Source organism: Pseudolysinimonas sp. (genome assembly GCF_039912695.1).
In the GTDB taxonomy this organism is placed as follows: Bacteria; Actinomycetota; Actinomycetes; order Actinomycetales; family Microbacteriaceae; genus Pseudolysinimonas_A.
Map to the genome: position 1 here is coordinate 131,329 of NZ_JBDSPJ010000024.1, position 13,172 is coordinate 144,500.

A 13,172-nucleotide genomic window follows, 5' to 3' on the forward strand; every position below is an offset into this window, starting at 1 on the left:
ACTCAGGTGGCGGTCGACGCCGCAAACTCGGAGCCGAAGAGGTCGAGGGTCTCGTCGATCAGTTCTGACAGGGATCGGGTTTCGCCGGTGGCGAGCCAGCGGTCGTAGGCGAATCCGAACAGGGTCGAGCCGATCTTTGCGGCGACGTCGGCGACTCGTCCGTCGGTTCCTCGTTGCCGAAATCCCGCGACCATCGCTGCCGACATCACCGACAGTTTCCGCAGGTACCGTTCGCGCAGACTGTCGTCCGATTGGATGATCAACAGTCGGGCGCGGAGTTGATCGCGTCGCGGCTCATAGTCCGACACCAGCCCACGAAGGCCTCCACCAATGACCTCGATTGTCGGAGTGGAGAGGGGCGCGACGGCGAGAAGCCCGGTGATCGCGAGCGGGATCTCGTCTTCGTCGGCGAACAGAACGTCGCGCTTATCGGCGAAATGCCGAAAGAAGGTGCGGGTCGTGAGTCCGGCCCGGGCGGTGATCTGCGGAACCGTCGTCGCCGCGAAGCCGCCCTCAGTGAATAGCTCCAGGGCGGCATCCGCTATCCGGTCCCGTGCACCCGGTTCCCAACGTCCCATCCGGGAATCGTACGTGATGACACGTCATGTCATCAACACTGAGGAAGTGATGACATCCCGTGTCATCGGGTCGATGGTGAAGGCCGCGATGCGTTACCGCGGACTGATCGGCAGTTTCCGCCCGGCAAGGTCGCGGGTGCGGGCAGCCAACGTCGCAGCGAGCGACAGGATGGCGACCGCGGCCGGGTCTGACGGATCGGCGAACACAACCGGGGTGCCGGTATCGCCGCCCTCCCGAAGTCCAACGGAGAGCGGTATCCGCGCGAGCACTGGCACGTCGAGTCGGGCCGCAACAGCATCCCCGCCGCCCGAGCCGAACAGTTCACCCGTCATGTTCTCGATCACGCCGATCACGGTCTGACCGGTCTGCCGGGCGACCAGTCCGCTGCGCTCTGCGACGTCGGCCGCTGCGGGCTGCGGCGTCGTCACGACCAGCACTTCGGCGTGCGGCAGCAACTGCCCGATCGAGATGGCGACATCTCCCGTTCCGGGCGGCAGGTCGAGCAGCAGCACATCGAGGTCGCCGAACCAGACATCCGTCAGAAACTGCTGGATGGTGCGATGCAGCAGCGGTCCACGCCACGAGACCGCGGTCGAGCCGTCGACGAACATTCCGATCGAGATCACCGAGACGCCGTGCGCGACCGGCGGCATCATGAGGTCGCCGACTTTCGTGGGCTTCTCACCGACGATGCCCAGGATGCCGGGAATCGAGAAGCCGAAGACATCCGCATCGATCAACCCAACCTTCAATCCGGTTGCGGCGAGGGCGACGGCGAGGTTGGCGGTAAGCGTCGACTTGCCCACCCCGCCCTTGCCGCTCGTCACGGCGTAGATCTTGGTAAGGGTGTCGGGGCCGAACTGAGTGGTGCGGGTGCCGCGCAAGCGGGCGACGAGCGCCTCGCGTTCCGGCACCGTCATGACTCCCACAACGAGGTCGAGCTCGTCGATGCCGGGCACCGTCAGAACCGCGGCTCGGATGTCGCGTTCGATCGTCTCGGCGGCCGGGCAGCCGATGATCGTGAGGCGCAGATCAACCGTGGCGCGGGATCCGTCGACGGTCACAGCACGCACCATGTCGAGCTCGGTGATCGGCCGCCGGATCTCGGGATCGACGACGTGGGCCAGCGCCGCACGGACGGCGTCAGACGTCATTTCGAGGGCGACTTAGAGGGTTGTGACGGTGCCGACTTGGGCTCCCTGTCCTTGTCGAGTTCCTCGAGCAGAGACCGCAGTTCGGCACGGATGAAGTCGCGGCTCGCCATGTCTTTCATCGCGAGCCGGAGGGCGACCACTTCGCGCGCCAGGTACTCGGTATCGGCGAGGTTGCGTTCGGCGCGCTGACGGTCCTGTTCGATCTGCACGCGGTCGCGGTCATCCTGCCGGTTCTGCGCCAACAGGATGAGGGGCGCCGCGTACGACGCCTGGAGGGAGAGCACCAGGGTGAGCACGGTGAAGCCGAGCGCCTGCGAGTCGAAGCGGTAGCCCAGGGGGGCGAGGGTGTTGTAGAGCATCCAGAGCACCACAACGACCGAGAGAAGCAGGAGGAACCACGGCGTGCCCATGCCACGGGCGATCGCCTCCGTGAAGCGTCCGAACCGGTCACGCCGTTGGAATCGAGGGAACGGCGCAAAGGACTGCCGGGCGCCCTTGGGCTGATCGAGACGCTGGTCGCTACGACGATCGGGGCGTGCCATGTGTCGTCCTCCTTCCGCGGGTCGGGATGGTTGCGGTGCTGGTGCTGACTCTCAGGTCGGCTTCGGACTCTTCGCCCGAGGTACTTCGCCAGTCGTCCGGCAGCAGATAGTCGAGGACGTCATCGATGGTCACCACCCCGACGAGACGGTGTTGTTCGTCGACGACGGGCAGCGAGACCAGGTTGTACGAGGCCAGGATGCGCGACACCTCGGCCGCGCTGGTGCCCGGGTGCACGGGTTCGAGGCTCGTGTCGAGCAGGGTGCCGAGCCGCTCGTGCGGCGGGTAGCGCAGCATCCGCTGGAAGTGCACCATGCCCAGGAACCGTCCGGTGGGCGGCTCGTACGGCGGGAGGGTCACGCAGATCGCCGCACCGAGAGCGGGGGCGAGTTCGTGTCGACGGATGAGGGCCAGGCCCTCGGCAACTGTCGCGTCAGCAGAAACGATGATCGGTTCGGTCGTCATCAGGCCGCCCGCGGTGTCAGACCCGTAGGCGAGCAAGAAGCGCACGTCCTCGGCTTCTTCGGGTTCCATGAGGTCGAGGAGCGCTTCTCCGCGCTCTTCCGAGAGCTGCGCGATGAGGTCGGCGGCGTCATCCGGCTGCATCTGGTCGAGCACATCGGCGGCGCGTTCGTCGTCGAGCTGACCGATGAGATCGACCTGATCCTGCTCGGGCATCTCCTCGAGGGCATCGGCGAGCCGGTCATCGGGCAACTCTTCGGCGACTTCGCGGCGCCGACCTTCCGGCAGATCGAGCAGGGTGTTCGCGAGGTCGGCGGGCAGCAGGTCGGAGTAGGTCGCCACCAACTTCTCAGCAGACTGCGGGTCGCCCGACGTGTCTTCGCGGATCTGCAGCCAGGTCGCGAACGTCGTCGCACCCTTACTGAAGGGGGATGCGGTGCGCGGCCGACGCAGGAAGAGGTCGCCGATCTTCCACTCGCCGGCGGGCGTCATCTCGATTGCGACGTCTTCGATCGTGGCCTCGCCCGATCCATCGCGCAGGGTCACCTTGCGGCCGATCAACTCCGCGAGTGCACGTACCTCGCCACCGCGCTGTTCGAATCGTCGGAGGTTGATCAGGCCGGTCGTGATGATCTGGCCCGAGCCGATGCTCGTGACGCGGCCGATCGAGAGGAAGACTCGACGCTTCCCGGGGATCTCGACGATCAAGCCCACCACGCGCGGAGCCTCGGACTCGCGGTAGACAACCACGACATCCCGAGCCTTGCCGACCTTGTCGCCCGCGGGGTCGAAGACAGAGCACCCGGCCAACCGGGCGACGAAAACTCGCGTCGCGCTCACGGTGAAACCCTACCTACCGCGCGCCACGTTATGAGCCGAGGCGCTTTCGCGCCTCGGCACGGCGCTAGCGCCGACGCCCGTCACGGGCGCCGGTGTCGGGTCAGGGAGCAGACTAAGAGCGTGATCCGTTCTCAGAGACTCGTGTTGGCGATCGCCGTGCTGGCGTCGTTCGTGGCGTTCCTCGACGGCACCGTCGTGAACGTTGCGCTTCCCGCGATCCTGCGCGACTTGGGCGGCGGCATTGCCACTCAGCAGTGGGTGGTCGACGCGTACCTGATCACCCTCGGATCGCTGATCTTGGTGGCCGGGTCGATCTCGGATGCGCTCGGCCGCATCCTCGTGTTGCGGATCGGGCTGCTGTTGTTTGGGATCGCGTCGATTGGCATCGCGGCTGCGCAAGATCCGCTCTTTCTGATCATCGCCCGCGGGCTCCAGGGTGTCGCGGGAGCGTTGCTCGTCCCGTCGTCGCTCGCGCTCATCACGTCGACCTTCGACGGAAAGGCACGCGGACGGGCGATCGGGATGTGGACCGCCCTGACCAGCACGGCGATGATCGTCGGACCGTTCCTAGGCGGCGTCTTCGTCGATCTCGCGTCGTGGCGGTTGGCGTTCCTGATCAACGTCGTGCCCATCACCGTGACCTTTGTGCTGCTCGCGATGCTCGCGCACAAGGACGTGCGAGTGCCCGGGGTGCGCATCGACGTCCTCGGAGCGGTGCTCTGCACCCTCGGGCTCGGCGGCATCGTGTTCGCGCTCATTGAGCAGGGGAATCTTGGCTGGACGCATCCGGCGATCTACCTGTCGATGAGCCTCGGCGTACTCGCGTTTGCCGGGTTCCTGGTGCGGCAGCGGTTCGCGCAGAACCCGATCATGCCGCTGGGCCTGTTCCGCGTGCGTAACTTCTGGACGGGCAACCTCGCGACGGCTTTCATCTACGGGGCGCTGGGACTTTCCTCCGTCGTCGTCGGGGTGTATCTGCAGGAGGGTGCCCACTTGCCTGCGACGCTCGCCGGACTCGCGTCGCTGCCCAGCATCCTGCTGATGATCGGGCTGTCGTCTCGATTCGGTGCGCTGTCGGCTCGCTACGGCGCACGGGTTTTCATGACGGTCGGTCCGATCCTCGCGGGCCTCGGCACGCTGTGGTACCTGATGGTTTCGAGAGACTTCAACTACTGGTGGCAGGTGCTCCCGGGCGTGCTGATCTTCGGCCTCGGACTGACGATGACGGTGGCCCCGCTCACCTCGACGGTCCTCGGAGCGATCGACCACGCCCGCGCGGGCACGGCCTCGGCGGTCAACAATGCTGTCGCGCGCGTCGCGGGCCTGGTGCTGACCGCAATGCTCGGGGTGATCGTCGGGGGTCAGCTCGATCTCGACGGGTTCAAGCGCGCGACGATCGTGACCGCGGCGTTGCTCATCGCGGGCGGGGTGGTGTCGTTCCTCGGCATTCGCGCGGACCCCGCTGAGAGCGACGACGCTTTCGCGTCGTCGCCGCGGTCCCAGCGCCGCGGGCCGTCCCGGCCCGCGGTATCCGGGTAGAACCGGAAGCCGAGAGTGAGATACTGACGGCGTGAGTAACCCCGGGATGTTCAGTAGAGGCCCCATTCAAACGCGCGTTCCCACCGGCGAAGTGCTGGGCACGTACGAGACCTACGCCGAGGCGCAGCGCATCGTCGACCGACTCGCGAAGGCCGACTTCTCGATCTCTGACCTGTCGATCATCGGCAACGACCTGAAATCGGTCGAGCGGGTGACTCGCAAGCTCTCCTGGAACCGCGCGGCCCTCGAAGGTGCCCTGAGCGGAGCCTGGTTCGGCCTGTTCATCGGCCTGCTGCTGTCTTTCCTGCAGCCCAACATCAACTGGACGCTGTTCGTCGCGGCGATCCTGATCGGTGCCGTCTTCGGGATGTTCTTCCGACTCGCCAGCTACGCGGTCGCCCGGCGCAACCGTGACTTCGAGTCGCAGACTCAGGTGCTGGCGACGAATTACCAGGTTCTCGTCGCCGAGGGTCACCTGGCGAAGGCGCAGGACGTGCTCGCGCGGCCCGCGCCCTCCAACTAACGCAGACCTCTACCGGAGAGCCTGCATCCAGGCTTCGACGTCGTCGGCGGTGCGCGGGATGTCTCCCGACAGCAGGTCGCAGCCGGTAGCAGTCACGACGACGTTGTCTTCGATCCGGATTCCGATGCCGCGCAACTCTTCGGGAACGGTCAGATCGTCGGGCTGGAAGTACAAGCCGGGTTCGATCGTGAAGACCATGCCGGGCTCAAGAATCCCTTCGGCATAGAGCTCGCGGCGGGCTTTCGCGCAGTCGTGAACGTCGAGACCGAGGTGGTGCGAGGTGCCGTGGATCATGTAGCGGCGGTGCCACTGGCCGTCGCCGTCGAGTGACTCTTCGGCGCTCGCCGGCAGGAGTCCCCACTCGGCGGTCTTCTCGGCGATGACGCGCATCGCTTCGGCGTGAATGTCGCGGAACCTGATTCCGGGCTTCACGATCGCGCGGGCGGCATCCGTCGCCTCCAGCACCGCTTCGTAAACCTTGCGCTGCACCGGGGTGAAGGTACCGCTCACCGGCAGGGTGCGGGTGATGTCGGCGGTGTAGAGGCTGTCGAGTTCGACACCCGCGTCGACCAACAGCAGATCGCCGGGAACGACCGGTCCGTCGTTGCGGGTCCAGTGCAGGTAGCAGGCGTGCGGGCCGCTCGCGGCGATCGTGTCGTAGCCGACGGCGTTGCCCTCGATCCGTGCCCGGCGGTTGAAGGCACCCTCGACGACGCGCTCGCCCCGGTCGGTTTCGATCGCTTCGGCCAGGTCGGCAATGATCTGGTCGAAGCCGCGTTTGGTGGCCTCGATGGCCGCGGTCATTTCGGCGAGTTCCCAGTCGTCCTTCACGAACCGCAGTTCGCTGAGATCGCGAGCGAGAGTGACATCACGGGTCTCGTCGACAGCATCCGAGTCTTCAGCAGCCAACAGTCGTCGGCCGTCGAGCTGGTCGGTCAGACCGGGGTCGGCATCCCGCACGATGAGGGTGGTGTCGTCGGACGCGTCGAGCACCGTTTCCAACCCGGCGAGCTCACGGGTCGCGAGGCCTAGGTCGGCGGCGACGTGGGCGAGCGACGGGCGTGGGCCGGTCCAGAACTCGCCGATCGCCGCGTTGGCGTAGAACTCCTGAGTGTCGCGGCCAGCGGCCCCCAGAAAGTACAGAGTTGCGTCGTGACCATCGGCGGTCGGCTCGAGCACCAGCACTGAGTCGGGCACGGCATCCGAACCCCAGCCGGTGAGGTGGGCAAAGGCGGAATGCGCCCGGTAGGCGTAATCCGTGTCGTTCGAGCGAACCCGGGCGGGGCCTGCAGGCACGATCAACCGCGTGCCCGGATACAGCGCCGAGAGCCGAAGGCGGCGGGCGGCGGCGTACTCGGCGGCAACCCGCGGCGACGGCGGAAGATCGGGATGCTGCGCCCAGTTCGAGGAGATGTACGCGCGAAACTCCGGCGTCTGAGGAAGCGTCGAACGGTTCGAGGTGAGACTCGGAGCGGGCTGCGAGTCGGTGCGGGCATCGGCCATGCGATCCATCATCTCACCGGCGTCGCACATCTCACCGACGTCTCCGTGGCCTCAGCCGGTAGGTCGCAACTGCGCGACGACGGGGCGGTGGTCGCTGCCTGCGTCATCCTCTGAGGTGATCACCCGAAATCCGACGAAGGTCCAGTTCGGGGTCGCCATCACGTGGTCAATCGGCGCTCCGAGCAAACTCGGCAGGATGGTCGGCCAGGATCCCACAGCGGCGTTGCCGGTGACGCGCGCACCGTCTCGGCAGTTGCCGATGCCGCCGCCGGCATCCGATGCAGCGTCGAGCCCGGTGTAGTGGTCGAGGGTCGAGTTGAGGTCGCCGGCCAAGATGACGTTGTCGCCGGCGCAGCGTGCCGCGAGCCACTCGAGGCCCTGGCGCCATCCCGCCATCTCTGCGGGAACGGGAGAAACCGGATGCGCGCCGACGATGACGGGCCCGGTGCCGTCGACCGGGACCGCTAACACTGAGGGCAGTTGGTCGGTTCCACCCTTGCTGTCGTCCCGCACGTAATCGCCCAGGTCGCTCGAAATGAGCAGCATCGTCGAGCGAGCCTTCGAGATCTGGTCGTAGGAGAGCGGGATGAGCTTCATCGACAAGCCACTCGCGCTCAGCGCATCCTGAACTTGCCCCGCGTAATCCGCGCTGGTCTCGGGCAGCACGATGATGTCGGCATCCTGCTCGATCGCGAGGGTCGTGATCGCGTCAATGCTGGGGGAGTCGCCGAGGGTGTTCCAGGAGAGCACCGTCAGATCGCCCGGTGCCTTCGTTTCGAAGGCGAGATCGCCAACGCCGCGGGTCGTGAGTACGGCGACCTCGATGCCGGCGAAGGCCAGCAGCAAAAGCGCGATGGCTCCCGCGAATCGGCGCAGGCGGCTCGACATGAGGGCAATGAGGGTGAAGAACACGACGCACAGCAACGCGATCGCGGCCAGCAATCCGCGCAGTGTCGTGACCTGCACCACCCCAACCTGGCGCTGGATGCCGAGCAACTGAGGCCAGGCCGCAAGCAGCAGCGCAACGCCCAAGACGACGAGCACGACGGCGGAAAGGACGCGGCGGAACATAGCTCTGCGAGCCTACGATGGGCGGATGCGTCCGGGCCCCATCGACCTCCATGCCCACAGCAGTGTCTCGGATGGTACTCAGACTCCGGCGCAACTGGTCGCTGCGGCGGTGGAGGCGGGTCTGAGCGCCATCGCCATTACGGACCACGATTCGACAGCCGGCTGGGCTCCCGCGTTCGACGCAGCGCGCGGGACGGGGCTCACGGTGGTCCCGGGAATGGAACTGTCGACTCAACTGAACGGCGCGAGCGTGCACGTTCTCGCGTACCTGATCGACCCCGCCCATCCGGCACTGCTCGCCGCGACCGAGAGCATCCGCGCCGAACGCCTGCACCGGGCCGAAGCGATGGTGACCCGGATCGCCGTCGACTATGCGTTGGACTGGGATGACGTGCTCGCGCAGACCACGCCGGGTGCGACGGTCGGGCGCCCGCACATTGCCGACGCCTTGGTCGCCCGCGGACACGTTGCCGACCGCTCGGCTGCGTTCGACAGCATCCTGCATTGGCGCGGCGGCTACTACCGACCTCACGAGGCTCCGAAGCCGATCGACGGTGTGCGACTCGTCGTCGAGGCCGGGGGAGTGCCGGTGCTCGCCCATCCCGGTGCTCGCGGTCCCGATCACGTGTTCGACGATCGCCGCATCGCCGCCCTGGTGGACGCCGGATTGTTCGGTGTCGAGATCGGGCATCGTGACAACCCGCCGGCAGCGGTGACCCGCTGGGCCGAGATCGCGCGCAAGTACGGGCTGGTGAGCACCGGGTCGAGCGACTATCACGGGGCGGGCAAGCCCAACCAGCTTGCCGAAAACACGACCTCGCCCGAGGTCTACGCCGCGATCGTGGAACGCGCGAACGGATCGAAGCCGTTCTTGGAGTGAATCAGGGTGAGGCTGGGTCAGTGGATGGCAAGCAACAGATACTGCATGACTGCCATGGCGCAGGCCGCGACGAAGGCAGCTGTCAATGCACCTGCGGCAACGATCCCCCCGGATTTCACACCTCCAGGTTAGGAGCGACCCCGACGCAACCGCCCGCCCCGGTTCGGGGGGTGCGGCCGCATCGGGATGTCGTGGTGCGGTGCGCGGGACCGAACTGCGCTCAGGCCGCGGGAGGCGTTGTTGCCCCGCCGGAGCCGCTGCGGCGACGTCGGGTGCGGTTGCGTCGCGCGGGGGTGGTGCCGTCGTGGGTTCCGCCGCCCTCCTGACGCGGGGCAGCAGTAGCGCCGCTTGAACTCCCGCCGCCGCTGGTGTGGGAGCGCTGACGCTGCCGCGGGGGACGATCGCCGCCACCGCTTCCGCCGGAGGATGACGAGCTGGGCTCGCGTTCAACGTGCGGCGCGGCGGGAGTGCTCCTGAGCCGTCCCTTCACTCCGACCGGAATGTCGAGGTCGGTGAAGAGATGCGGTGACGACGAGTAGGTCTCCGTCGGGTCGGGCTGCTGAAAGTCGAGTGCCTTGTTGATCAATGCCCACTTGTGCATGTCGGCCCAGTCGACGAAGGTCACCGCGATTCCGGTCTTGCCGGCGCGGCCGGTCCGGCCGGCGCGGTGCAGGTAGGTGTCGGGGTCATCCGGGATGGTGTGGTTGATCACGTGGGTGACGTCATCCACATCGATGCCGCGCGCGGCGACATCCGTGGCGATGAGGACGTCTTTCTTGCCGGCCTTGAAGGCAGCCATCGAGCGCTCCCGCGACTCCTGGCTCATGTCGCCGTGCACGGAGGCGGAGTTGAAACCGCGGTCCTGCAGTTCTTCGGTGAGCTTCTGGGCGGCGCGCTTGGTGCGGGTGAAGATGATCGTCTTGCCGCGACCTTCGGCCTGGAGGATGCGGCCGATGACCTCGTCTTTGTCGAGGTTGTGGGCGCGGTAGATGAGGTGCTTGATATTCGCCTGGGTGAGGCCCTCATCCGGATCCGTCGCGCGGATGTGGATCGGGCGGTTCATGAACCGGCGAGCGAGCGCGACCACCGGGCCGGGCATCGTCGCGGAGAACAGCATCGTGTGGCGGGTCGGCGAGGTCTGCGCGAACAGCTTCTCGACATCGCCGAGGAAGCCCAGGTCGAGCATTTTGTCGGCTTCGTCGAGCACCATCACCTTGACGTTGGCGAACGAGATCAGCCGCTGCCCGGCGAGGTCGAGGAGGCGTCCCGGGGTGCCGACGACGATCTGCGCGCCAGCCTTCAACTCTTCGATCTGGCCCTCGTACGCCTTGCCGCCGTAAATGGCGACGATCTTGGTGTCGCGGTGCGAAGCGGCGACGGTGAGGTCATCCGCCACCTGCACACACAGTTCTCGCGTGGGCACGACGACGAGCGCCTGCACTCCCGGTTCCGGGTGCAAGCCGAGCGACTGGATCAGCGGCAGACCGAAACCGAAGGTCTTGCCGGTGCCTGTCTTGGCCTGGCCGATGATGTCTTGCCCAGCGAGGCCGAGCGGGATTGTTTGCGACTGGATCGGGAAGGGCTCGATGATGCCCTTCTCTGCCAACGCGTCGACCATGTCCTGGTCAATATTCAAATCGCGAAAAGTCAAGGAATGCCTGTCTTGTCAGTGCGCCCCTTCACTCAGGAGCGCGGGTTGGTGCCGTGGGCCAGGGAGTGAAAATCCACTGACTAGGCTGGATGCTGTGTGGGCTTGGCTGCGTCGGAGACGAACCCGTGCCCGGAGCGTTTCACGGCCGGTTCGATCGGAGGCCGTTGAGGCCACGCGCGTAGAACTCGCCGAGCTCGCCCCCGGTCCTGAAGCTTACCTGGGTGAACTCGCCTATCTCACGCTTGTGCTGTTCGAAAACCTCGGACGCGGCGCGACAGTGGCACCGACAGCATCCGCGAAGAGCCGTCTGGGGCGGGTCGCCGCCGAGGTGCTCGAGGTACACGAAGCGGTTTTGGCCGAGCTTCACGACCGTCGAATCGATCCCGCAGAGGCGATGGAGCCGTTCCGCGCCGGCCTCGACGACTTCCAGCGCCGCACTCAGGGCGACGACTGGCACGAGATTCTGATCACCTGCTATCTCACCTCGGGCTTCCTGCTCGATTTCTTCGCAGGGCTCGCGGCCGGTCTGCCTGGTGGTCTCTCCGACCGTATCTCCGCGCTCCTGTCGGACGACGAGGCCGAGGGGCTGCTGGTCGACGAACTGCGCGAGGCGATCGACGGCAACCCGCGCTTGGCTTCGCGGCTCGCGATGTGGGGTCGTCGTCTGGTCGGCGACACGATGCTGGTCGCTCGCTCAGCCCTGGTGATCGGCGGTCAGGCGCCCGGCGAGGAGCGCATCGAGCCGATCTTCACCGAACTCATTGCGGCGCACACGCGTCGGATGGATGCCCTCGGCTTGACGGCGTAAGACGCGCACCGTGAACCCGAACGTCTTTCGCTACATCGGGATTGGCGCCGTCGTCGGTGCCGTGATCTTCGCGGCGAACACGATCCTGTCCGTGGGTGCCACGGGGTCGTTGTCGTCAAACGTCGGCATCGTGGCGGCCGGCGCCGTCTTTGGTGCCGTGATCGGCGTGGTGGCCGGAATCGCGGTGACCGTCATCCAACCGATCATCAAGCGCGCCACCAGGATCGCGCGAGCCGTGCTGGTGGGCTTGGTCGGCGGGATCGTCTTCTTCGTCGGAACCTGGCTGTTGACCGGGTCCCCCACCTCGGGAGTTCTGGTGTTGACCGCCGCCGTCAGCTCCGCGGTGTTCGCGCTGGCAATGGGGTTCGTCTACGCAAGCGCACAGCGAACAACAGGAACGCCCCCGCGATAAGCAGCAGGGTCGCGATCGTGGGTGTATCGCCGATCGGGCTGCCGGTCGCCGCGAGGGCAGGCTTCGTCGTCCAGGTCGCTTCGAGGGCGAGGTCGCCCGTGACCAGAGTTGCGAAGTCGAACGAGGCGCCTCCCGGTGAGACTGTCCAGCCGGCGAAAATCAAATCGGGGTCGGTCGGGGCGGGTGGCTGGGTGACGGCTGTTCCGACCAGGACGTCCTGGTCGGTCGGTGCGGCGCCGTGTCCGGCCGAGTCGAAGGTGATGGTCGCCACGGCCTGCGCGGGGTATCCCTTCCAGGTCGGCGAGGTGTAGCCGCCCGCGGTCTGCGGATCGCCGAACCGCCAGTAGTAGCGAATGCTCGGGTTGGAGACGGCGAAGACGCCCGAACCGAACGTGGGAGGGGCCGCTCCCTCGAAGGTGGCCAGCAACGAGCCCGACGAGTTGTTCTGGAAGACCGAATTTCCCACCGTGGTGACTGATGCCGGGATGCGGACAGTTGCGAGCCGGTTGTTGTACGCGAACGCGAAGTTGTCGATCGTCGTCACTCCCGAGCCGATGACCAGGTCCCGCAGGTCATCCGCCGCGAACGCAGCGAAGGCAATCGAGGTGACCCCGGGCGGGATGACGACGGACTGGAGCCGGTTGTTGTTCGAGAACACCTGCACGCCGATCGCCGCGAGACCGCTGCCGATCGTCAGGGTGCGCAGATCCATCGAGTCGAACGCCCACTGCCCGATCGAGGTGACCGAATCGGGGATCGCGATCGCGAGCACGTGCCCCGAGTTGGTGAAGGCGTAGTCACCGATGGTCTGCACACCGTGGCCGAGGTCCACGGTGACCAGGGAGTTCGCGGCACGGAAGGCTTGTGCCCCGATCGTCACCACGGTGTCGGGGATCGTGATCGATATGATCGTCGCGTTGATGAAGGCCGAGGGTCCAATCGCGGTGACCGCGTAGGAGACCAGGTTGATCGTGACGTGGTCGGGAATAACGATGACCGCCGGACCCGGGGTGTAGGACGTGGCGGTGGCACCGGCTCCCGGCAGCGAATCATCGGCGGTGTAGGTGACGCCGTCGATCACCGTCGAGACGGTCGCGGCCGACGCGGGGGCGACGATGACCAGGGGGAGGGCCAGGAGGGTCACACCGACGAGCGTGAGAAGGGCCGCGCGTGCGGCGAGCGGTGCGGACATGCCTCATGATGGCACCGC

General features: G+C 66.6%; 13 protein-coding genes. 5 read left to right on the forward strand and 8 right to left on the reverse strand.

Annotation, left to right across the window (positions count from 1 at the left end; translation table 11 throughout):
- Positions 1-2: 2 nt before the first annotated feature.
- The 4 genes from ABIR17_RS12185 to ABIR17_RS12200 form a co-directional block, all read right to left on the reverse strand.
- Positions 3-578 (reverse strand): helix-turn-helix domain-containing protein, encoded by a 576-nt coding sequence (locus tag ABIR17_RS12185; protein WP_348004669.1) that lies wholly within the window; start codon positions 576-578, stop codon positions 3-5.
- A 93-nt stretch (positions 579-671) separates the two neighbouring features.
- Positions 672-1,733 (reverse strand): Mrp/NBP35 family ATP-binding protein, encoded by a 1,062-nt coding sequence (locus ABIR17_RS12190; protein WP_348004670.1) that lies wholly within the window; start codon positions 1,731-1,733, stop codon positions 672-674.
- A complete protein-coding gene (locus ABIR17_RS12195) occupies positions 1,730-2,275 on the reverse strand; it encodes a DUF1003 domain-containing protein (protein ID WP_348004671.1) in 546 nt (181 codons plus the stop codon). Before ABIR17_RS12195 ends, ABIR17_RS12190 begins: the two co-directional genes overlap by 4 nt.
- Positions 2,253-3,575: a CBS domain-containing protein gene (locus ABIR17_RS12200; protein WP_348004672.1), complete on the reverse strand. Its 1,323-nt coding sequence runs from the start codon at positions 3,573-3,575 to the stop codon at positions 2,253-2,255. The genes ABIR17_RS12195 and ABIR17_RS12200 overlap by 23 nt, the downstream gene beginning before the upstream one ends.
- Before the next feature lie 120 nt (positions 3,576-3,695).
- Here ABIR17_RS12200 and ABIR17_RS12205 point away from each other — a divergent pair, with 120 nt between their 5' ends.
- Both ABIR17_RS12205 and ABIR17_RS12210 read left to right on the forward strand, forming a co-directional pair.
- Positions 3,696-5,114, forward strand: coding sequence for an MFS transporter (locus tag ABIR17_RS12205; RefSeq protein ID WP_348004673.1), 1,419 nt, complete (start codon positions 3,696-3,698; stop codon positions 5,112-5,114).
- Between the two features lie 31 nt (positions 5,115-5,145).
- On the forward strand, positions 5,146-5,637 hold the full coding sequence (locus ABIR17_RS12210; RefSeq protein WP_348004674.1) for a general stress protein: 492 nt from the start codon (positions 5,146-5,148) through the stop codon (positions 5,635-5,637).
- A gap of 9 nt (positions 5,638-5,646) precedes the next feature.
- On the opposite strand, the gene ABIR17_RS12215 is transcribed toward ABIR17_RS12210, so the two are convergent.
- Positions 5,647-7,140 (reverse strand): aminopeptidase P family protein, encoded by a 1,494-nt coding sequence (locus tag ABIR17_RS12215; protein WP_348004675.1) that lies wholly within the window; start codon positions 7,138-7,140, stop codon positions 5,647-5,649.
- A gap of 51 nt (positions 7,141-7,191) precedes the next feature.
- Positions 7,192-8,211 (reverse strand): endonuclease/exonuclease/phosphatase family protein, encoded by a 1,020-nt coding sequence (locus tag ABIR17_RS12220; RefSeq protein ID WP_348004676.1) that lies wholly within the window; start codon positions 8,209-8,211, stop codon positions 7,192-7,194.
- A 25-nt stretch (positions 8,212-8,236) separates the two neighbouring features.
- Here ABIR17_RS12220 and ABIR17_RS12225 point away from each other — a divergent pair, with 25 nt between their 5' ends.
- On the forward strand, positions 8,237-9,091 hold the full coding sequence (locus ABIR17_RS12225; protein ID WP_348004677.1) for a PHP domain-containing protein: 855 nt from the start codon (positions 8,237-8,239) through the stop codon (positions 9,089-9,091).
- Between the two features lie 220 nt (positions 9,092-9,311).
- Here the strand turns inward: ABIR17_RS12225 and ABIR17_RS12230 are convergent, their stop codons facing one another.
- Positions 9,312-10,742, reverse strand: coding sequence for a DEAD/DEAH box helicase (locus tag ABIR17_RS12230; RefSeq protein ID WP_348004678.1), 1,431 nt, complete (start codon positions 10,740-10,742; stop codon positions 9,312-9,314).
- A 217-nt stretch (positions 10,743-10,959) separates the two neighbouring features.
- On the opposite strand from ABIR17_RS12230, the gene ABIR17_RS12235 reads away from it, so the two are divergent.
- Both ABIR17_RS12235 and ABIR17_RS12240 read left to right on the forward strand, forming a co-directional pair.
- A complete protein-coding gene (locus tag ABIR17_RS12235; RefSeq protein WP_348004803.1) occupies positions 10,960-11,550 on the forward strand; it encodes a ferritin-like fold-containing protein in 591 nt (196 codons plus the stop codon).
- A 10-nt stretch (positions 11,551-11,560) separates the two neighbouring features.
- Positions 11,561-11,962, forward strand: a complete 402-nt coding sequence (locus ABIR17_RS12240; protein WP_348004679.1) for a hypothetical protein — start codon at positions 11,561-11,563, stop codon at positions 11,960-11,962.
- Here ABIR17_RS12240 and ABIR17_RS12245 read toward each other — a convergent pair.
- On the reverse strand, positions 11,883-13,154 hold the full coding sequence (locus tag ABIR17_RS12245; RefSeq protein ID WP_348004680.1) for a leucine-rich repeat protein: 1,272 nt from the start codon (positions 13,152-13,154) through the stop codon (positions 11,883-11,885). The genes ABIR17_RS12240 and ABIR17_RS12245 overlap by 80 nt on opposite strands.
- Positions 13,155-13,172 lie beyond the last annotated feature (18 nt).

Bases quoted from the DNA above. Each gene is read 5' to 3' on its own strand.
- ABIR17_RS12215 (WP_348004675.1), bottom strand. From the start codon at position 7,140: ATGGCCGATGCCCGCACCGACTCGCAGCCCGCTCCGAGTCTCACCTCG.
- ABIR17_RS12220 (WP_348004676.1), bottom strand. From the start codon at position 8,211: ATGTTCCGCCGCGTCCTTTCCGCCGTCGTGCTCGTCGTCTTGGGCGTT.
- ABIR17_RS12185 (WP_348004669.1), bottom strand. From the start codon at position 578: ATGGGACGTTGGGAACCGGGTGCACGGGACCGGATAGCGGATGCCGCC.
- ABIR17_RS12245 (WP_348004680.1), bottom strand. From the start codon at position 13,154: ATGTCCGCACCGCTCGCCGCACGCGCGGCCCTTCTCACGCTCGTCGGT.
- ABIR17_RS12190 (WP_348004670.1), bottom strand. From the start codon at position 1,733: ATGACGTCTGACGCCGTCCGTGCGGCGCTGGCCCACGTCGTCGATCCC.
- ABIR17_RS12195 (WP_348004671.1), bottom strand. From the start codon at position 2,275: ATGGCACGCCCCGATCGTCGTAGCGACCAGCGTCTCGATCAGCCCAAG.
- ABIR17_RS12225 (WP_348004677.1), top strand. From the start codon at position 8,237: ATGCGTCCGGGCCCCATCGACCTCCATGCCCACAGCAGTGTCTCGGAT.